This is a genomic window from Streptomyces sp. NPDC005402, assembly GCF_040606575.1.
Taxonomy (GTDB): domain Bacteria; phylum Actinomycetota; class Actinomycetes; order Streptomycetales; family Streptomycetaceae; genus Streptomyces.
The window spans coordinates 216,703-236,867 of record NZ_JBEXFB010000011.1; the positions used below are offsets into that span (position 1 = coordinate 216,703).

General features: G+C 68.9%; 17 protein-coding genes. 12 read left to right on the plus strand and 5 right to left on the minus strand.

Annotated features, from left to right (window positions below; translation table 11 throughout):
- Nucleotides 1-491: 491 nt before the first annotated feature.
- From ABZT02_RS22940 to ABZT02_RS22965, 6 genes are all read left to right on the plus strand, one after another.
- Nucleotides 492-1,178, plus strand: coding sequence for a TetR/AcrR family transcriptional regulator (locus ABZT02_RS22940; RefSeq protein WP_356019943.1), 687 nt, complete (start codon nt 492-494; stop codon nt 1,176-1,178).
- A gap of 250 nt (nt 1,179-1,428) precedes the next feature.
- The gene (locus ABZT02_RS22945) at nt 1,429-3,018 is read left to right on the plus strand and encodes an ATP-binding protein (RefSeq protein WP_356019945.1); all 1,590 of its coding nucleotides are present in this window, start codon (nt 1,429-1,431) and stop codon (nt 3,016-3,018) included.
- Nucleotides 3,015-3,422, plus strand: a complete 408-nt coding sequence (locus ABZT02_RS22950) for a roadblock/LC7 domain-containing protein (protein WP_007380839.1) — start codon at nt 3,015-3,017, stop codon at nt 3,420-3,422. The genes ABZT02_RS22945 and ABZT02_RS22950 overlap by 4 nt, the downstream gene beginning before the upstream one ends.
- A complete protein-coding gene (locus tag ABZT02_RS22955; protein WP_069761324.1) occupies nt 3,419-3,841 on the plus strand; it encodes a DUF742 domain-containing protein in 423 nt (140 codons plus the stop codon). Before ABZT02_RS22950 ends, ABZT02_RS22955 begins: the two co-directional genes overlap by 4 nt.
- Complete coding sequence (locus tag ABZT02_RS22960; RefSeq protein ID WP_356019949.1) at nt 3,822-4,442, plus strand: ATP/GTP-binding protein; 621 nt, start codon at nt 3,822-3,824, stop codon at nt 4,440-4,442. The genes ABZT02_RS22955 and ABZT02_RS22960 overlap by 20 nt, the downstream gene beginning before the upstream one ends.
- 127 nt (nt 4,443-4,569) lie before the next feature.
- Entirely contained in the window at nt 4,570-6,042 is a 1,473-nt protein-coding gene (locus ABZT02_RS22965; protein WP_356019951.1) for a cytochrome P450, read from the plus strand.
- Between the two features lie 16 nt (nt 6,043-6,058).
- Here ABZT02_RS22965 and ABZT02_RS22970 read toward each other — a convergent pair whose 3' ends face one another.
- The gene (locus ABZT02_RS22970) at nt 6,059-7,003 is read right to left on the minus strand and encodes an RluA family pseudouridine synthase (protein ID WP_356019953.1); all 945 of its coding nucleotides are present in this window, start codon (nt 7,001-7,003) and stop codon (nt 6,059-6,061) included.
- Between the two features lie 64 nt (nt 7,004-7,067).
- Nucleotides 7,068-8,093: a pentalenene synthase gene (locus ABZT02_RS22975; RefSeq protein WP_356019956.1), complete on the minus strand. Its 1,026-nt coding sequence runs from the start codon at nt 8,091-8,093 to the stop codon at nt 7,068-7,070.
- A 1,084-nt stretch (nt 8,094-9,177) separates the two neighbouring features.
- Here ABZT02_RS22975 and ABZT02_RS22980 point away from each other — a divergent pair.
- A complete protein-coding gene (locus tag ABZT02_RS22980) occupies nt 9,178-9,759 on the plus strand; it encodes a GNAT family N-acetyltransferase (RefSeq protein ID WP_356019958.1) in 582 nt (193 codons plus the stop codon).
- Nucleotides 9,760-9,783: 24 nt separating this feature from the next.
- On the opposite strand, the gene ABZT02_RS22985 is transcribed toward ABZT02_RS22980, so the two are convergent.
- A complete protein-coding gene (locus tag ABZT02_RS22985; protein ID WP_356019961.1) occupies nt 9,784-11,310 on the minus strand; it encodes an amino acid permease in 1,527 nt (508 codons plus the stop codon).
- Nucleotides 11,311-11,569: 259 nt separating this feature from the next.
- On the opposite strand from ABZT02_RS22985, the gene ABZT02_RS22990 reads away from it, so the two are divergent.
- The 3 genes from ABZT02_RS22990 (at nt 11,570) to ABZT02_RS23000 (ending at nt 14,106) form a co-directional block, all read left to right on the plus strand.
- On the plus strand, nt 11,570-12,160 hold the full coding sequence (locus tag ABZT02_RS22990) for a PadR family transcriptional regulator (protein WP_356019963.1): 591 nt from the start codon (nt 11,570-11,572) through the stop codon (nt 12,158-12,160).
- Between the two features lie 183 nt (nt 12,161-12,343).
- Nucleotides 12,344-13,333, plus strand: a complete 990-nt coding sequence (locus tag ABZT02_RS22995) for an ATP-binding cassette domain-containing protein (RefSeq protein WP_356019965.1) — start codon at nt 12,344-12,346, stop codon at nt 13,331-13,333.
- Nucleotides 13,330-14,106, plus strand: coding sequence for an ABC transporter permease (locus tag ABZT02_RS23000; protein WP_356019967.1), 777 nt, complete (start codon nt 13,330-13,332; stop codon nt 14,104-14,106). Before ABZT02_RS22995 ends, ABZT02_RS23000 begins: the two co-directional genes overlap by 4 nt.
- 77 nt (nt 14,107-14,183) lie before the next feature.
- On the opposite strand, the gene ABZT02_RS23005 is transcribed toward ABZT02_RS23000, so the two are convergent.
- Both ABZT02_RS23005 and ABZT02_RS23010 read right to left on the minus strand, forming a co-directional pair.
- Nucleotides 14,184-15,029, minus strand: a complete 846-nt coding sequence (locus tag ABZT02_RS23005; RefSeq protein WP_356019970.1) for a siderophore-interacting protein — start codon at nt 15,027-15,029, stop codon at nt 14,184-14,186.
- A gap of 93 nt (nt 15,030-15,122) precedes the next feature.
- The gene (locus ABZT02_RS23010; RefSeq protein ID WP_356020143.1) at nt 15,123-16,052 is read right to left on the minus strand and encodes a 5'-3' exonuclease; all 930 of its coding nucleotides are present in this window, start codon (nt 16,050-16,052) and stop codon (nt 15,123-15,125) included.
- A gap of 193 nt (nt 16,053-16,245) precedes the next feature.
- Here ABZT02_RS23010 and ABZT02_RS23015 point away from each other — a divergent pair, with 193 nt between their 5' ends.
- Together ABZT02_RS23015 and ABZT02_RS23020 are read left to right on the plus strand one after the other, a co-directional pair.
- Nucleotides 16,246-17,295, plus strand: a complete 1,050-nt coding sequence (locus tag ABZT02_RS23015; RefSeq protein ID WP_356019972.1) for a betaine/proline/choline family ABC transporter ATP-binding protein — start codon at nt 16,246-16,248, stop codon at nt 17,293-17,295.
- Entirely contained in the window at nt 17,288-19,897 is a 2,610-nt protein-coding gene (locus ABZT02_RS23020) for an ABC transporter permease/substrate binding protein (RefSeq protein WP_356019974.1), read from the plus strand. Before ABZT02_RS23015 ends, ABZT02_RS23020 begins: the two co-directional genes overlap by 8 nt.
- Nucleotides 19,898-20,165 lie beyond the last annotated feature (268 nt).

Below are 20,165 nucleotides of genomic sequence, written 5' to 3' on the forward strand. Positions count from 1 at the left end.
GAGGTGCGCGGGTGGCGGGTCGGTCTCTCGGGGCGGGAGGTGTGCTGGTGTGGGGTCGGCACCACGGGCGGGAAGTGCACCACTGTCAGGCGCCCCCGAGCGGGCAGTGCACCGGTGTGGGGGCGGTGTCCCGAGCCGGAAGTCCACGAGTGTTGGCGATCGACGCCTCCGGGCGGGCAGTGCACCGGCGTGGGGGGCCGTCCCTCAGGCCGTGAGGTGCGCGGGTGGCGGGTCGGTCTCCCAGGGCGTGAGGTCCACCGGTGTGGGGTCGGCATCCCGGGCGGGAAGTCCACCAATGTTGGGGGTCGGGGTCTTCGGTGCGGGCACTGCACCGGCGTGGGAGGCGCCGCCCCGGACGGGCAGTGCAGCGTCGTCGGCGCGGCGCCCACGGCCTGAAGTGCGCCCGCGCGGAAGGCGGCACTGCCGGCGACCCGGCAGGGTGTGACGATCACCCGAGCCCGTCACGGGCCCCGTGTGCGAGGATCGAACGCATGGGTACGACAGGTGGGGCGGCGGAGTCCGGGCGGCGGGTCGGCAGGCCGCGGGCCGATCGGCGGCCGGACAGCGGGCTGGCGCCGCGCGATGAACTCCTCGTCGCCGCAGCCGAGTTGTTCACCTCTCTGGGCTATGCCGCCACCAGTACCCGGGCCGTCGCCGAGCGCGCGGGCATGCGGCAGGCGTCCATGTACCACTACGTCTCCGGCAAGGAGGAGCTCCTCGCCGAGCTCCTGGAGTCCACTGTCACGCCCTCGCTGGCGTACGCCCGTGAGCTGCTCGCGGACGACAAGGTCCCGGCGGAGAGCCGGCTGTGGGAACTGTGCCGCGCGGACGTCGAGGTGCTGTGCGGCGGTCCGCACAACCTCGGTGGGCTCTATCTGCTGCCCGAGGTGCGCGCCGAGCAGTTCGCCGGTTTCCATGCCGTGCGTGCCGAACTCAAGGACGCCTACCGGCAGTTGATGGCCGCGACGGCCGAGGGTGGCGCGCTCGCCAAGAGTGAGCTCGACCTGCGCACGGACCTGCTGTTCGGCCTGATCGAGGGCGTGATCCTGGTCCACCGCTCCGACCCCGAACGGCCCGTCTCCGTCTTCGCGGAGGCCACCGCGGACGCGGCCCTGCGCATCGCCGGAATCCAGGTCCGGCGCCCCGATATCCAGGTCCGGCACCCCGCCGGAAGCTGACCTTCACTCGCCGCGGTGAGTGATTTTCGTACGCCCGTACACCATGACTCGCCGTGTTCGAGCGATGTCGGAGCGTGTAAATAGGGCCGAGGTTACTCCAGTCGCAATGCCCGTTTCAGGCCCTTGCTGAATATGACACGGCGATGATCCGGTCGGACTAAGCTCGCCCGCAGCGCACCGAGTTGATGTGTATTCGTGCGCTTGTTCCCTATATGTGCGACTCCCCGTCGATACGTCTCAGAGGGCCCACATGGTGAGTGTTCAATCCCCCCCAGGACGCCGTGAACTGCCGTATGCGCGCGTGCTGTTGCTCCCCGCCATAGTCATGGCCGCGGTGACCGGGGCCGGCGTCGCGCTGGTGCAGCAGCCCGCCAGGGCCGCTGTCGGCTGGTGCGGTGCCGTCGCCACGCTGCTGGTGATCGCGGTGGCGGCCGAAGCCGTCCGGCGCGGTCGTGAACTGCGTGAGCAGCGACTCGAGCACATCCGTCAGACGGCTCATCTGAAACAGCGCATCGCCGACCACGACCAGGATCTGATCCGGTTCGCCAAGGAGATCGCGCCCACCGCGCTGGACTGGCTGCGCCGCGGAAGTTCCCCCGGAGAGGTGATTCGCCAACTCGGCGACATCGACCCCGCGTGGGCGGACCTTCCCGACGCCCAGATCCGGCTCCTCAAGACGGTGCTCACCATCGTCGACACCGAGGAGATCATGCGTGACGCCGCGCAACGCTCCTTCGTGAACATCGCCCGGCGCGTGCAGGCCATCGTCCACCAGCAGGCCAACGAACTGCGGGAGATGGAGGAGGACCACGGTCGCAACCCCGAGGTCTTCGACGACCTCCTGCGCATCGACCACGGCACCGCGCTGATCGGCCGGCTCGCCGACTCCATCTCCGTCCTCGGCGGCGGCCGCCCCGGCCGGCAGTGGCCCGAGCCCGTCGCGCTGTACAGCGTGCTGCGGGGCGCCATGTCCCGGATCCTGGAGTATCGGCGCATCGACCTCTCCTCGATCGCCAAGGTCAACGTCAAGGGCACCGCGGTCGAGCCGGTCATCCACGCCGCGGCCGAACTCCTCGACAACGCCACGCGCTACTCCCCGCCGCAGAGCAAGGTGCACGTCACCGCCACCGAGGTGCAGACCGGCGTCTGCATCGAGATCGAGGACGCCGGCGTCAGCCTCAGCGAGGAGGCTCGCCTGCGGGCCGAGGGCATGCTGGAGCGCGCCAAGGCCGGCGTGGACCTCCAGGACCTCGGCGAGTCGCCGCGCCTCGGCCTCGCCGTCGTGGGCCGGCTCTGCCAGGCGTACGACATGCAGGTGTCCCTGCGTGCCTCCGCGTACGGCGGCGTCCGCGCCATCCTCGTCGTGCCCAGCGACATGCTCACCGACGAGCCCGGCGTCGGACTCGCCCACGGCATCGGCGCCACCGCCGTGCCCAAGGCCGAACTCGGCGCGCTGCCCGGACCCAAGCGCACGATCAAGAAGCGCCGCCCCACCAGCCCCAAGTTCACGACACCGGTGTCCATGGAGGACGACGTCCCCGAGGTCACCGAGTGGACGGCCAACGGGCTGCCGCAGCGCCGCAGCCGGGTCAAAACCTCGCTCACCCAGCGCTACGCCGAGCAGGCCGAGATCGAACGCGCCGAGCGGGAAGGCCGCCCGACCATCTGGTCGACGGCCGCGCGTGAGCCGGAGCCCGAGCCGAAGCCGGACGACACCCCGCCGGGCCTGTGGGTCCAGGCGTTCATGGACGGCCTCAAGCGCCCCACCTCTTCCACAGTCACCCAGCCGACCGACGAACCGGCCCGTACCGAGGCCGAAGACGAGGGGAACCTCAAGTGATCCAGCAGCGAGGCAACTTCGACTGGATGCTCCAGGACCTCGCCAAAGGCGTACCGGGCATCCAGATGATCGTGGTGCTCTCCGCCGACGGCCTGCGCATCGCCCGGCATGGCGGCGACCCGGACACCGCCGACCGCGTCGCCGCCGCCTGCGCGGGCCTGCAGAGCCTGGCGGGCGCCGTCGCCGGGGAGATCCCGGGCAGCGACGGCAAGATGAAGATGGTCCTGATCGAGATCCACGGCGGCTACTTCTACCTCATGGCCGCCGGCCCCAACGCCTATCTCGCGGTGCTCTCGGACATCATCACCGAACCCGGCCACATGAGCGCCCGCATGAGCGACCTGGTCGTCCGCATCGGCGCGCACCTCACCAGCCCGCCCCGGCGCAACGGGCAGACCGTATGACTCCTCCACAACGCCGACGGCGATTCCCCAAGGCCAGTCCGGAACCGACTCCCCAACCTCCGCAGGAGGGCCAGGACCCACCCGAGGGACCGAAGAAGAACCCCGAGCGGCTGTACGTCATCACGGGCCCCGACGGCACCGAGCGCTCGGAACTCGACCTGGTCACCTTAATCGTGGCGCACGCCGACCCACCGCCCTCCGCCACGCCCGAGCAGGCGGCGCTGCTCAGGCTCTGCACGGCCCCCCTGTCCGTGGCCGAGCTGTCCGCCTATCTCAGCCTGCCGTTCAGCGTGGTGACCGTCCTGCTCACCGAGCTGCTGACGGCCGAACTGGTGACGGCGCGCGCCCCTGTGATCCGCCAGGCGCTGGCCGACCGTTCCCTCCTCGAAGCGGTGATGCATGGACTTCAAAGGCTCTGACACCATCCCCGGTCCGCGAACAGAGGACCACCTCCCCCAGACCGCCGAGGCCGCGGTGAAGATCGTCATCGTGGGCGGCTTCGGCGTCGGCAAGACGACCATGGTCGGCTCGGTCAGCGAGATCAAACCGCTGACCACCGAGGAGACCATGACCCAGGCCGGCATCGGGGTCGACGACAACTACGGCTCCGAGACCAAGACGGCCACCACCGTGGCCATGGACTTCGGCCGCATCAGCATCACCGAGCAACTGGTGCTCTACCTGTTCGGCACTCCCGGCCAGGAGCGCTTCTGGTTCCTGTGGAACGGCCTGTTCGAAGGCGCACTCGGCGCGGTGGTCCTGGTGGACACCCGACGCCTCGAAGTCAGCTTCGACGTCATGGACCGCCTGGAGGAACGGGGCGTGCCGTTCGTCGTCGCCGTCAACACCTTCCCCGACGGCCCCCGCCACCCCGTCGACGACCTGCGCACCGCGCTCGACCTCAGCGCGGACATCCCCATCGTCGAATGCGACGCGCGGCGGCGGGCGTCCAGCCGGGACGTGCTGATGACGTTGTTGCAGTTCCTTCATTCGCTGTCGGTGGAGAAGGCTCCCGTGTGAGCCGAGGTCCGGCAGAGCCGTACTGCCGCAGGCCTCTCCCACGCCCCGGCTTCGCCCGAACCGCTCGGGCCGGGGCAGCACATGACTTCCTCAAGACCAGATCGACCTCAGCTCCGGAGCGATTATCGTGACGCCTGAACCCTTTACCCCGGCCGGTACGTACGACCCCGCGGGCGCCCCGCCCCCCGGCTGCCCCGCGCACGGCATCGGCGTCGGCGGACTGCGTCGGCTGTACGGCCCGGGGGCGGAGGACCTGGAGGCTGTGTACGAGGAGCTCCGCGCCGAGCATGGGCCCGTGGCCCCCGCGCTGCTCCACGATGACGTGCCGATCTGGGTGGTGCTCGGCCACGCCGAGAACCTGCACCTGGTGCGCAATCCCTCGCAGTTCTGCCGTAACACCCGGTTGTGGTCCGCCTTGCAGGACGGGTCGGTCAAGCCCGATCACCCGCTCATGCCGCACTTCGCCTGGCAACCCATCTGCGTCCACGCCGAGGGTGATGAGCATCTGCGGTTGCGCGGCGCGGTCACCGGCGCCATGTCGACCATCGATCACCGGGGCATCCGCCGTTATGTCAACCGGGCGGCCCAGCAACTCGTCAACCAGTTCTGTCGGGAGGGCAGGGCCGACCTGGTCGCCCAGTTCGCCGAACACCTGCCGATGATGGTGATGTGCGAGATCCTCGGCATGCCCGACGAGTACAACGACCAGATCGTGCAGGCCGCTCGTGACATGCCCAAGGGCAGCGAGACCGCCATCGCCAGCAACGCATACCTCATGGACGTTTTGACGCGGCTCACCGCCCGCCGCCGGGGCGAACCCAGGGACGACTTCACTAGCCACCTGATCAACCATCCGGCGCGGCTCACCGATGACGAGGTCTCGCAGCACCTGCGCATCATCTTGGTCGCGGCGTACGAGGCCACTGCCAACCTGATCGCCAACGTGATGCGGGTGGTGCTCACCGACCCGCGGTTCCGTGCTCAGCTCAACGGGGGCCAGATGACGGTGCCCCAAGCGGTCGAGCAGTCCCTGTGGGACGAGCCGCCGTTCAGTACCGTGCTTCCCTACGTCGCGAAGCAGGACAGCGAGCTGGGCGGCCAGTGCATTCGTAAGGGTGACGCCCTCATCCTCGGCATCGCGCCGGGCAATGTCGACCCACGGGTCCGACCCGACACCAAGGTTCACATGCAGGGCAACCGCTCCCATCTGGCCTTCGGCGGCGGTCCCCACGAGTGTCCGGGGCAGGACATCGGCCGTGTCATCGCCGAGGTCGGCGTGGACGCACTGCTGACCCGCCTGCCCGACGTCCAACTCGCTTGTGAGGAGGACGAGCTGCGCTGGTGGGCGTCCATCTCGAACCGCCACTTGCTGGAACTGCCGGTGAAGTTCGAGGCGAAGCCCCAGCAGGACGTCATGGCCCGCCCCGCGCATCCGCTGGCGTTCCAGCGTTCCAGCAACAACTGGCTGGTCAGCACCCCCCAGCCCAAGACGGCACCTGTGGAGGCCGCCGCTCCGTCCGTCGCTCCGCCGCAGACGCCCGAGCCGGCCCGCCGCCCTGGCGTGTTCTGGCGCCTCCTGCGCTGGTGGCGCGGCGAGTGAGCCGACGGCACCGGGGTCACCCCGCTGCCCACTCCTCGTAGGACGACCAGGCCCGCAGCTTGCGTGGGCTGACGAACCGGTGCTCGCGTCCCGTGACCGGATCAGTGAACTCCAGTACCCGTGCCAGCAGTTGGAGAGGGCGCCGGAAGTCGCCGGGCGCCACGGCGGCGGTGACCACCGGATAGAGGGGGTCGCCGAGGATAGGCACCCCCAGAGCGCTCATGTGCACCCTCAGCTGGTGCGTCTGCCCGGTACCCGGCGTGAGCCGGTACCGGGCACGCTCGCCCCGGTGCTCCAGCAGGTCGATCCGGCTGACTGCGTTGGGTTCCCCCTCGACCTCCTGGGCCGCCAGGACTCCGCGCTCCTTGACGATGCGGCTGCGCACGGTGCGGGGCAGGGGCAGCGCCGGGTCGTACGGGGCCACGGCTTCGTACTCCTTCGCCACCCGTCTGTCCCGGAACAGCGACTGATAGGCACCGCGTTCCTCGGGCCGTACGGTGAACATCACCAGGCCGGCCGTCAGACGGTCCAGGCGGTGCGCGGCGCCCAGCGTGGGAATGGCCAGCTCCCGGCGCAGCCGCGCCAGGGCCGTCTCGGCGATGTGGCTGCCGCGCGGGGTGGTGGCGAGGAAGTGCGGTTTGTCGGCCACCACCAGGTGTTCGTCCTGGTAGATGACGTCGATCGGGAACGGAACCCGCTCTTCGGCGGGCAGTTCCCGGTGGAACCACACGAACATCCCCGGGACGTACGCCGTGTCGCGGGTCACCGGATGCCCGGCGGCGTCCACGATCTGCCCCGCCTCCAGCATCCCGTCGATCACTTCGCCCCCGGCCGCGAGCCGCGCCACGAGGTGATCCCGCACAGTCACCCAGGTGTCACCGGGCGGTAGCCGCACTCGCACTGGATCGACCCCGTCGCGCTGCGGCAGGGGAGAGGGCGGGGGCGAGGTACGGCGTCTCATCAGGACAAGCCTACGAGGAGGCTCTGACACCGATCTCGAAAAGGGGGACTTCGGCGCCGGAAAGCTATGGAGACACCGCCGTGAGGTTCGCGGGGTGCAGTTGGCCGGTCACGTTGGGACTGAGCGCGCTGGCCGTGCGTGGGGAATAACGGCCGTTGTTGCGGCTCCAGTCGTAGCTGCCGCGTATCCACGTGCACATTGCGGACGCATACCGTTGGACTTTCTCGGACTCCGTGCTCGTGAGGCCGAGCCGGGCGCAGAACAGGGGGATCAGTTTCATCTGCTCAAATAGCTGATTGACCGTTGTCTGGACGAGAATGATGGCGAGCTCGATGGCCTCCTCTCGCGAACAATGACGTTGCCGCATGAGGCACCTCACCAGATTGGGATCACCTCGTGCGTCGTCGTTCTCGAGAGACATCACCTCGTTGATGAGCTTGACGGAATCTACAGCCGCTCGGCGCATGGATTCCAGATGGCTGCTGTGCCAAATGATCTGTGGGATCTCGAAGTGTCCCACCCGTTCGGCCAGGTCGAGCGAGGGGATGAGCCCCAGCGTGCGGTGACCAATGCGCATCCGGGTGGCGAAGTCCTGGGGGATCCACGTACGGCGATCTATCTCCTCAGTGAGGTTTCCCGTCAGGTAGTCCACCCAGTTGTGAGCGGCCCGTCGCTGCCATTCCTCGGACATTCCCCTCTTGGCTCGCCGCCAGATGTCGGCGAAGGCGCCAACCAGAGGGACGTCGTGGTTGACCCTCCGCGACGAGGGGTGGCTGACGAGCGCGATGAGTTGCTGGCACACGTCGACGGCTGCGTCGGCTTTTCGCCCCTCGGGTACATCAAACAGATCATCGAACAGGAAGAACCAGCCCATAGTGTCAAAGGCCAGGTCGAGGTCATCACCGTCGACGTCCGGATAGCTGTAGGCTGCCAAGTCGGCTACTGCCGAGAACATGTAGCGATGAATGGCACTGTGGCCCGAGACCAGTTTATGCTGGCGCATCCACTCCAGATTGCGTTCCCTGGCGGCTGCCAAACCAGCGTTCAGTCGGGGCGGAATGGGCAACTTGATAGTGACGTTCTGGGGCATTATTCTCTCCCAGTTTCTGTCTCAGCATGCTTATCGACCCACTCATCAGAGGATGAGAAGCACCTAGGCCGTTTCGAACCGTTCCTGGAGTTGTCCGTCGGCTGCTTCTGGCGAGGTCGACGAGGCGAAGAGTGCTTTCCGAGTCGTCTCGCGACGAGCCGGCCAGTCGAGTGATGTCCGATCAAGGATTGGCTGCGAGCCCGTGGGAACGCATCGAGACAACCGGGCACGAGCAGAGCGTTTCATGATGCCCTCCGGGAGGCGGAGTCGACCAAGTTCATGAACTGTGCGTTGTGCTCCGTACGCTGCGATTCGGCCGGTTCGGCTCGACCGGGGCCCCGTCAATCATGTGCCGGGCTGTTCGCTGGTGTGACCTTCAAGGCGACCGCCCGACGGCGCCGACAATCGCGGCCATCACCGCCTCGACAGCGTTGTCGGTGGTGAGGCCGTGGATCACCATTACCTTCCAGTGCCGCTGTGGGTTTCGTCAACTGTGTGGGGGCGGCCTGGAGCTAGTGTGGGGCGCCGTGACGGGCGACTGTTCAGGACACGTAGCGCGGAAGTCGGTTCCATGTTCTTGGTGGCATTCCGGACCGCCCGGCGGGCGGAAGGTGTTCGCCCATCTCGCGCGGTTTCGCATTCGCACACAACAACGCCGACCGCGTCAGTGCCTCACACGCACGACGCCCCTGAGTCCTCCCGCCGACCATCGCAGGCATTCGGCCACCACCCCCACGGGCCCGGGTGCGACACCGCTCATGCCCGCATTCACCCTGACAGCCCACCACTTCGCACCATGCGACGATTTCCGGCCGTGGGAAAGGGGGCGCAGCCCCGGCGCACGGAGCGGATCCCCTGGCCGCCGGATGCACGGCCGCGCACTCCGGGCCGACGATGCGCTGCGGGTACCACCCTCGTTTGCGGCAGTTGGGGAGCAAGTTCGTCGCGGGGACGGCACGCCCGACTCGCACGGCCAAGGGGGGCTGCGCCTTCGTCCGGGGGCGGAATGCGAGGTCTGTGTCCCCTCTCCGTCAAGGGTAAAACCCGTTGGGATGGGCCTCGCTCGGTTGGCAGGATGCGGGTCATGCCCTTCCTCACCGAACCGGTGCTCGCACCCGGCGCCCTTTCGCGCACCGCTCAGCCCGCCCTCCCCACCGGTGACGGCCTGCTCCTGCGCCCCTGGCGTCCGCAGGACGCGCCCGCGGTGCACGTCGCGTTCCAGGACCCGGCGATGCGCCAGTGGCACGCCCGTGCCGCCGACTCCGTGGACGAGGTCGGCGGCTGGATCGAGGAGTGGCGGCAGGCCTGGGCCCGCGAGGAGACCGCTCAGTGGGCCGTGGTGGACGGGGACAGCGATCTGCTGCTCGGCCGGGTGGCCCTGCGCGAGATCCATCTCAACGACGGGCAGGCCGAGTTGGCGTACTGGACGACGGCGGGGGCCCGCGGGCAGGGTGTGGCCGCCCGTGCCACGGCCGCCCTGTCTCGCTGGGCCCTCGACGACGTCGGGTTCCACCGTCTTGAGCTCATGCACGCCGTCCGTAACGAGGCCTCGTGCCGTGTCGCGACCAAGACGGGCTTCGCTCTGGAGGGAACCAAGCGGAGTGCGGTTCTGCATCCGGACGGTTGGCACGACATGCATCTGCACGCGCGTGTCCGGGGCGACTGAGGGGGCCGCCGAACCCAACGAGGGTCAACTGGCAGGCGTACGCCCGCGCAGTGCGCGCCATGTCACGCCGACCGCCAGCGTCGCCGCCAGGAACAGCACCGTGAACCACTGGAAGTACCAGTGCCCGCCCGCCGGGTCGTACACCTCGGCCCGGGGCCAGGCCAGGTTGACGGTCATGAGGAGGCCGTAGAGGAGGGCCAGGGCGTTGACCGGGATGCCCCAGCGGCCCAGGGAGAACAGGCGGCCGCCCTCCTCGTCGGTGCCCGACGAGGAGAACTCGCCCCGCACGCGGCGGATCAGCAGGGGGCCCGTGACCATCGCGTACGCCAGGTACAGCATCACGATGCAGGTCGTGCCGATCGCCAGGAACGCCTCCGGTGAGGCGAAGTTGAGGAGGAGCAGGGCGGCCGCCAGGAGGCCGACGACCAGAGCGGGGGCGCTGGGCATGCCCGTGCGGGGGTTCACGCGCGCGAGGCGGCCCGCGAAGGGCAGTTGGCCGTCGCGGGCCATGGAGAAGAGCATGCGGCAGGCCGCCGTCTGGATGGCGAGGGTGGCCACCGTGATCGCGATCACCACGTCGGCCAGCAGGGCCTTGCCGACCCCGTCGCCGAGGCTGCTGGTGAGGACGTAGCTGAGGCCGTCGACCGACAGGTGCCCGTCGGTGAGGCTGGGGGCGGCGAGCAGGCCGCCCAGGACGATCAGGCCGCCGAGCGCGCCGGCCGCGCCGAGCGCCGTGAGGATGGTGCGGGGCGCGGTGCGCCGGGGGTTGCGGGTCTCCTCGCTCATCTCGCCCGCGCTGTCGAAGCCGATCATCACGTAGGCCGCCGTGAACGAGCCCACCAGCAGTGCCCCGAACAGGCCGTTCTGCGCGGCGCCCGCGGTGTGGAAGGTGATGCTCGGTGTGCGCTCGGAGTGGGTCAGCAGGAGCACGACGATCAGGACCGCCCCGATGATCTCGGCGGTGACGCCGACCCGGTTGATCAGGGACATCACACGGTTGTCCAGGACGTTCACGAGGGTCGTCAGGACGAGGAGGATGACGCCCAGGACCGCCGCGTTGGCCGCCCCGTCCGCCGAGGTCGGTGCCGGGTCGGTGCCGACCAGCTGGAAGCCCGACCAGATCGCCGGGAGCACCATCTGCAGGGCCAGCGCCGCCGCGGCGACCACGACGATCTGCCCGATCACCATGATCCAGCCGGCGAACCAGCCGAAGGTCGGGTTGGAGAGGCGGGACGACCACTGGTAGATCGCGCCCGAGAGCGGGTAGCGCGCCGCCAGTTCCGCGAAGCAGGCCGCCACCAGCAGCTGCCCCACCAGTACCGCGGGCCAGGCCCAGAAGAAGACGGGGCCGCCGAACGCGTACCCGAAGGCGAAGAACTGGAAGACGGTCGTCAGGACCGAGATGAACGAGAACCCCGCCGCGAAGGACGCGTACCGGCCCAGGCTGCGGTGCAGTTCCTGGTGGTAGCCGAACTCGGCGAGGGACCGGTCCTCGGGGGCGGGGGAATGCGGGGGATCGGGACGGACGTCGGAGGGACTGGTCGTCGTCACGGCGGCACCTGCCTTCGGCGGCATGAGGGCGAAAGAGGCGGACCAGCGGTGCGGGAGCTGGATTCCTGTCGGGTGACAGAAATTAGGGAGAGGCTGTTTCGGGTGCGTGACGCAGGCATGTCGAAGCGGCGCCCAAGTCCTCACGCCCTTGCGCGGACCGTTCATACGCGATACATCGTGTCTATTGACGGTCTGTCGTAGATCGCGATATGTTCGGTCGCGGATATTCGGATGCGAGCTTCGGAGGTGAGGTGAAGGCATGCGGCGTCGCAAACTCCGCAACCCCCTGGCGCTCGCCGTGCTGGCGACGCTGTGGCAGAAGCCGATGCATCCCTACGAGATCGCCCAGACTCTGCGCCGCCAGGGCAAGGACTCCAGCACGAAGATCAATTACGGCTCGCTCTACACGGTCGTGCAGAACCTCGAGAAACATGGATTCGTCGAGGTCACGGACGTGGAGCGGCAGGGCAACCGGCCCGAGCGGACCGTGTACGGCATCACCGCGGCCGGACGCCAGGAGACTACCGAGTGGATGTCGGACCTGGTCGCCTCCCCGGCCAAGGAGTACCCGATCTTCGAGACCGCGCTCTCACTGCTCGGGGTGCTCCACCCCGACGACGTGGTGACGCTGCTGGAGGAGCGCCTCGACGCCCTGCTGGTCCAGCTGGCGAGCGGCCGAGGCGCACTGGAGAAGCTGTACGAGACGCTGCCCCGGCTCTTCCTCGTGGAGAACGAGTACCAGCTCCACATGGTCGAGGCGGAGGCGGCGTGGGTCGGCGGCTTCCTCGACGAACTCAGAAAGGGCACGCTGCCCGGCATCGAGGAGTGGAAGGCGTTCCACGAACCGTGACCTGAACAAGAACAGGCCCCGGCACGGCTGTTGCAGCAGCCCGCCGGGGCCTCGAACCCCGAACTGAATCCGCCCTGAGGCACATCCAGGCGATCGAGGTGCGGCACACCCAGGATAGCCCGGTGCTCCTCACGCGGATCAGTTGTCGTCCGCTCGGCCAGGAGACCCAGGAGAGCACCTGCCATGAACACCCGTGCGCCCGCGATCGAGGCGCGTCAACTGATCAAGACCTACGGCGGTGAGGTCACCGCCCTCAACGGCATCGACCTCGTCGTCGAGCGGGGCAGCGTCTTCGGCCTGCTCGGCCCGAACGGCGCCGGCAAGTCCACCACCGTCAAGATCCTCACCACCCTGGCCCGCCCCGACTCCGGCTCGGCCACCGTCGCCGGCCATGACGTGCTGCGCCACCCGGACCGCGTCCGGCGGGCCATCGGCGTGGTCGCCCAGGGCTCCGGCGCCGACCCGGTCGCAAGCGGCCGCGAGAACCTCCGGCTCCAGGGCAGGCTCTACGGCTTGAAGGGCGCCGCCCTAGAACAGCGGGTGGACGAACTCCTCGACCGCTTCACGCTCACCGAGGCCGCCCGGCGTCCGGTCAAGGGCTACTCCGGCGGCATGCGACGTCGGCTCGACGTCGCCCTCGGCCTGGTGCACCGTCCCGAGGTGCTCTTCCTCGACGAGCCCACCACCGGTCTCGACCCCGAGGCCCGCACCGCGATGTGGGACGAGATCGGCCGGCTCGCGGGGGAGGAGGGGCTGACGATCCTCCTCACCACGCACTACCTCGAAGAGGCCGACCGGCTCGCCGAGCGGGTCGCGGTCGTCGACCGCGGCCGGATCGTCGTCGAGGGCACCCCGGACGCGCTCAAGGGCGAACTCCGCGGCGACGCCGTGCATGTGGAGCTGCGCGAGCCGCTCGGCGACGCGGGGCGCACACTTCTGACCGGCGCCCTGCACGGGATGCCGGGCGTGCACGAGGTGCTGGCCGACGGACACCGCGTCAGCGTCCGCGCCGACGACGGGGCCGCCGCCGTACCCGTCCTGCTCGCCGCGCTGGAGCGGGCCGGGGTCAAGGTCGCCACCGCGACCGTCGCCCGTCCGTCCCTCGACGACGTCTACCTGCGCTACGCGGGCCGCCGTTACTCCGCCGCCGAAGACCTGGTGGGTGCCCGATGAGCACGGCCGTCTCCCAGACCTGGTCCATGACGCAGCGTCAACTCATGGTGTTCGTACGGCAGCCCGCGTACGCGATCATCACTCTGATCCAGCCGGTGATCTGGCTGTTCCTCTTCGGCAGCCTCTTCAGGAAGGTCGTCGAGCTCGGCGGCTTCGGGACCACCTCGTATCTCGACTACCTCGTCCCGGGTGTGGTCGTGATGAGCGCGCTCAGCTCCAACATGTGGGCGGGGATGACCACCCTGGACGAGATCCAGCGCGGCACGCTGAACCGCTTCCTGACCACTCCGGTGAGCCGGGCAGCGCTGATGAACGGCAACGTCGTCAACAACGGTCTGGTGACCGCCTTCCAGTCGGTGGTCATCGTGCTCCTCGGACTGCTGGGCGGCGCCGACTATCCGGGGGGCGTCGCCGGGGTCGCCGTCCTGGTGCTCGCCTCGGTCCTGCTGGGCACCGTGTTCGGGGCGCTGTCCAACGCGCTCGGCATGCTGGTGCGGGAGCGGGAGTCGATCATCGGGATCAACACCTTCCTGCTGCTCCCGCTGACCTTCCTGTCCAGCGCGTTCATGGCGCCCTCGCAGATGTCCTCCTGGATGCGGCACACAGCCGACTTCAACCCGTTGAACTGGGCGATGGTGGCAGGCCGTTCGGCCCTGTCCGCCGATCCGGACTGGAGTGTCGTGCTGGGTCGCGGGGGAGCGCTGCTCGGGCTTGCGGTCGTGGCGGTGTGGCTGTCGATCAGGACGTTCCGGTCGTACCAGCGGTCGGTGTGACCCCACCCGGACATGGGAAAGGGGCGGCACCTTCGAAGGTGCCGCCCCTTTCACAAACCTATGCCCGAGACGCGTGCCTAAGCGGCCGGCGCCGCACCTTCCTGCTCCACCTCGATGCGCGCGTTCCAGTCCCGCTTGGAGGCCTGCCAGCCGTCCTCGTTGTGGCCCAGGCGCCAGTAGCCGGAGATGGACAGGTCCTCGCGCGGGATGCCGCGCTCGACCCGCAGCAGATGGCGCAGCTGCTTCACGGAGTGCGCCTCGCCGTGCACGAACGCGCACAGCCGGCCCTCCGGGAACTCCAGCGCGCGGACGGCCTCCACCAGGGCCTCGCCGACGGGCCGGGAGCCACGGTGCAGCCAGACGACCTCCACGTCGGAGTCGATCTTCTGCTCCTCCTCGGGCCCGGAGACCTCGATGAAGGCGTGCGCCCGGGCGCCGTCGGGCAACGACTCCAGGGAGCGGGCGATCGCGGGCAGCGCGCTCTCGTCACCGGCCAGCAGATGCCAGTCGGCGTCGAGGTCGGGGGCGTAGGCCCCGCCCGGGCCCATGAAGCGCACGGTCTCGCCGGGCCGGACACGCATCGCCCAGGGGCCGGCCAGGCCCTCGTCACCGTGGATCACGAAGTCCAGGGTGAGTTCACGGTGCTCGGGATCCCAGTGGCGCACGGTGTACGTGCGGGTCACGGGCCACTGCTCGCGCGGGAACTCCTCGCGGATGCGCTGCATGTCGAAGGGCTCGGGGTAGGTGGCGCCCTCGGCCGGGAACAGGATCTTGACGTAGTGGTCGGTGCAGGTGTCCGCCGCGAACTCGGCGAGTCCGTCGCCGCCGAGCACCACACGCTGCATGTGCGGGGTGAGGCGTTCGGTGCGGACCACCTGTGCGGAGTGAGGCTTCCGCGGCTTGCGTCCCGGTCCTTCTGCCATGACGGCCTCCCAGTTCCCAATGCTTAGGCTTACCTAAGTTAGCATCAACCCCTCTGGCGACGGCATGCCACTAGTGGAAAGCGAGGGCAATATTCACGCGCTGAGCGTCGCCACCAGTCGCTGCAGCGATCCACCCAGCCCCCACCGCTCCGCCAGCTTCTCCAGCGCCGCGGGATCGCGTGGCGCGCGCGGGACCGCGGTCTCCACCTGCGGCAGCGGGACATCCCCGGCCACCTTCACGACCTTCGGCGCCACGGCCACATAAGGCCGCGACTCGTCCAGCCGCTTGCGCTGCGACGGCGTGAGCTTCGCCTTCGGGTCGTCCACCGCGGCCATGATCCCGGCCAGGTCGCCGAACTCGGTGAGCAGCTTGGCCGCCGTCTTCTCGCCGATGCCGGGCACGCCCGGCAGCCCGTCGCTCGGGTCGCCGCGCAGCAGCGCCAGATCCGCGTACCCACGGCCGTCGACCCCATACTTCTCGCGCAGCCACGCCTCGTCGGTCAGCTGGAGCGTGCCGACGCCCTTGAGGGGATACAGCACCCGCACCTGGCGCTCGTCGTCCACCAGCTGGTACAGGTCGCGGTCGCCGGTGACGATGTCCACCGGGCCCGTCGCCTGTCCGGTGAACGTGCCGATCACGTCGTCCGCCTCGTATCCGGCCACCCCCACACGCGCGATGCCGAGCGCGTCCAGGACGGCCTCGATGACCGGCACCTGCGGCGACAGCGTGTCCGGCACCTCCTCCTCGTCCGGGCCGCTCTCGTGCTCCTCGGCGACGCGGTGCGCCTTGTAGGAGGGGATGAGGTCGACCCGCCACTGGGGGCGCCAGTCGGCGTCCATGCAGGCCACCAGCAGGTCGGGACGGTGGTCCTTGACCAGGCGGTCGATGAATTCGAGGAGGCCGCGCACGGCGTTCACCGGCGTGCCGTCGGGTGCCTTCACCGACTCCGGAACGCCGAAGTAGGCACGGAAGTAGAGCGAGGCGGTGTCGAGGAGCATCAGTCGTCCGGTCACGTCTCGCATCATGCCGTACAGCGCTGACAACGCCGTCGGCGCTTGACTCGTTCGGCGGTGTGAGCGTCCTGTGAACCGGGACATCGGTGTGTTTGGCCCAAGGACATATGGGCAGGCGCGGCCTCGGAGCGAGGCAGGTTGCACCTTCAACTGTTCGCGGCCCTTCGTCTCCCACCCAGTGGTCACGAGACAAGAGGTACGCGTGTCAGCACGGCTTGAGGCAGATCAGCTGTACAAGGTCTTCGGAAGACGGCCGGACGAGGCGGTCGCAAGACTCCGCGAGGGCGCCGACCGGGAGGGACTGCGCGCCGAGGGCACCACCGCGGCGGTGATCGACGCCTCCTTCACCGTGGACCCGGGCCAGATCTTCGTCGTCATGGGCCTGTCCGGCTCCGGCAAGTCCACCCTGCTGCGGATGCTCAACGGCCTCCTGGAGCCGACCGCGGGCCATGTCCGCTTCGACGGCCAGGACCTCACCGCGCTCACCGACCGCGAGCTGCGGGCCGTGCGTGCGCAGAAGATCAGCATGGTCTTCCAGCACTTCGCGCTGTTCCCGCACCGCAGCGTCCTGGAGAACGCCGCCTACGGCCTGGCCGTCCAGGGCGTCGCCAAGGCCGAGCGCGTCGAGCGGGCGACCGAGGCCCTGGAGCTGTGCGGCCTGGGGGGCTGGGAGAAGTCCTGGCCCGACGAGCTGTCCGGCGGTATGCAGCAGCGCGTGGGCCTGGCCCGCGCCCTCGCCACCGATGCCGACCTGCTCCTCATGGACGAGTCCTTCAGCGCGCTCGACCCGCTGATCCGACGGGACATGCAGGACCAGCTCCTCCAGCTCCAGAAGACCCTGAAGAAGACCATCGTCTTCATCACCCACGACCTCAACGAGGCCATGCGGCTCGGCGACCGGATCGCCGTCATGCGCGACGGCCGGATCGTCCAGACGGGCAGCGCGGAGGACATCCTGGTGCGGCCCGCCGACGACTACGTCGCCTCCTTCACCAAGGACGTCGACCGCTCCCGGGTCCTGACCGCGTCCGCCGTCATGGACAGGGACGTGAGCGGCGCCCGGGCCGACTGCGGCTGCGAGGGCGACTGCGAGACCGCGACGCCCGACACGCCGTTCACCGAGCTCTGCGCGATGAGCGCCCGGTCGACGCACCCGGTGGCCGTCCTCGACGAGAAGCGAAAGCTCGTCGGTGTGGTCCGGCAGCAGCGCCTGGTCGGTTTCCTCGGCGACGCGGAGGCCGCCCATGCCTAGGATCCCGCTCGGCGACTGGGTCAACGACACCGTCGACTGGCTGCTCGACCACGTGTCCTGGCTCTTCGACTTCCTCAAGACCGTCTTCACCGGCACCTACGACGGTATCGACGCCGTCCTCCAGGCGCCCCAGCCCCTGCTGCTCGCGGGCATCTTCGCCGTGATCGCGTTCTGGCTGCGCGGCACCCTGGCCGGCGTCCTCACCTTCGCGGGATTCGCCTTCATCGACTCCCTCGAACTGTGGGAGGACGCGATGACGACCCTCTCGCTGGTCCTCGTCGCCACGATCATCGCGCTGGTGATAGCCGTCCCCGTGGGCATCTGGGCGGCCCGCTCCGACCGGGTCAGCGGCATCGTCCGGCCCGTCCTGGACTTCATGCAGACGCTGCCCGCGATGATCTACCTCATCCCGGCGATCCTGTTCTTCGGCACCGGCGCCTCCGCGGGCATCGTCGCCACCCTGATCTTCGCGCTCGCCCCCGGCGTGCGGATGACCGAGCTCGGCATCCGCCAGGTCGACAAGGAGCTCGTCGAGGCCGCCGAGGCGTTCGGCACCACACCGCGCGACACCCTGCTGCGCGTCCAGCTGCCGCTGGCACTGCCCACCGTGATGGCCGGCGTCAACCAGGTCATCATGCTCGGCCTGTCCATGGCCGCGATCGCCGGCATGGTCGGCACTGGCGGCCTCGGCGGCGACGTCAACGAGGCCATCGGCCAGCTCAACGTGGGTCTCGGTTCCGAGGCCGGTGTCGCCATCGTGATCCTCGCGATCTACCTGGACCGCATGACCGGCGCGCTCGGCACCCAGGTCTCCCCGCTGGGCCGCCGCGCCGCGGCCAAGGCCCGCGCGTCCCGAGGCGGGCTGAAGATCTGGTCCTACCGTCCCCGCCCCCAGATCGCCGTGATCGGCGTCGTCGTCCTCGCGCTCGTGGCGGGCGGCATGGGGATCTTCGGCGGCACCTCGGGCGAGGCCACGGCCGTCTCGGGCGGCAAGGACGTCGGCCAGGGCAAGAAGATCAGCATCGGTTACGTCCCCTGGGACGACGGTGTCGCCTCCACCTTCCTCTGGAAGGAGATCCTGGAGGAACGCGGCTATCAGGTGGACGCCAAGCAGTTCGACGCCGGGCCGCTCTACACCTCCCTGGCCTCCGGAAACGCCGACTTCATGACCGGAGCCTGGCTGCCGACGACCCACGAGCAGTACTGGAAGAAGTACGGCGCCAAGCTCGACGACCTCGGCGCCTGGTACGACAAGACCTCTCTCGAGCTGAGCGTCCCGTCGTACATGAAGGACATCAACACCCTGGCCGACCTCAAGGGCAAGGCCGCGCAGTTCGGCGGGAACATCACCGGCATCGAGGCCGGCGCCGGTGAGATGGCCCTGCTCAAGAGCAAGGTCCTCAAGGCGTACGGCCTCGACAAGGAGTACAAGGTCGTCGACAGCTCCACGCCCGCCATGCTGGCCGAGCTGAAGCGGGCGTACGCCAAGAAGGCGCCGGTCGTCGTCACGCTCTGGTCGCCGCACTGGGCGTACAACGACTACGACCTGAAGAAGCTCAAGGACCCCCAGGGCGCCTGGGGCTCGGGTGACGGTATCCACACGGTGGCCCGTAAGGGCTTCGCCGACGAGAACCCGGTCGTCGGGCAGTGGCTGAAGAACTTCAAGCTGGACGAGAAGCAGCTCACCAGCCTGGAGGCCGAGATCAACAAGGCCGGCAAGGGGCGCCAGCAGGACGCCGTGCGCACCTGGCTGAAGCAGCACCCCGGCCTGGCCGACCAGCTGGCCCCCGTCCAGAAGAGGGCGGCGGAGACCAAGCGCCCGGTGAACGTGGCCTGGTTCCCCTGGGACGAGGACATCGCCGTCACCTATCTGTGGAAGAACGTCCTGGAGAAGCGCGGGTACAAGCTCGACCTCAAGCAGATGGACGTCGGCCCGGTCTACACCGGCCTCGCCTCCGGCGACCTGGATCTCAACTTCGACGCCTGGCTGCCGTACGCCCAGAAGAACTACTGGGACCAGAGCAAGGACAGACTCAAGGACCTCGGCACCTGGTACCGGCCGACCTCGCTGGAGGTCGCCGTGCCCTCGTACGTCAAGGGCGTGAAGTCCTACGAGGACCTCAAGGGCAAGGCATCCCTCTTCGACGGGAAGATCATCGGCATCGAACCCGGCACCGGCGAGATGAGCCTCCTCAAGAACAAGGTCCTGCCGGGCTACGGCCTCGACAAGGAGTACGAGGTCGTCGACGGCTCCACGCCCGCGATGCTGGCCGAGCTCAAGCGCGCCTACGCCAGGAAGCAGCCCGTCGCCGTCGTCCTGTGGTCCCCGCACTGGGCGTACAGCCAGTACGACCTGACCAAGCTGAAGGACGACAAGAAGCTCTTCGGCGAGGGCAACACGATCCGCACCATCTCCCACGAGAAGTTCCCCGAGCAGTACCCCCAGCTCACCAAGTGGATCAAGGGATTCCATATGAGTGAGGACGAGCTCGGTACCCTGGAGAGCGAGATCAACAAGTACGGCCAGGGGCACGAGGAGCGGGCGGTCGCCGCCTGGCTGAAGGAGCACCCGGAGATGGTCGGGCGGATGACACCGTCATAACCGTTCCGGGAGCACGGTAAGGATCCGGCCAACCACATAGAGCTACGTCATCGCCCGAACTCCGATGCCGACGAGGGGACTTGGACGGTCCGCGGCGGACGGGTGACCGAAATCCGGCCCCCTGGCAGTTTCCAGGGGGCCGTTCGGCTGGCGCGAATCGTGAGGTACGGTCGCACGCCGTACGACCTCGATGTGACGGCCGCATGAAACGGTTTGCCGAACATGCGTAGGGTGCAGACAACTCATCAGGGGACGTGCCACAGGACCG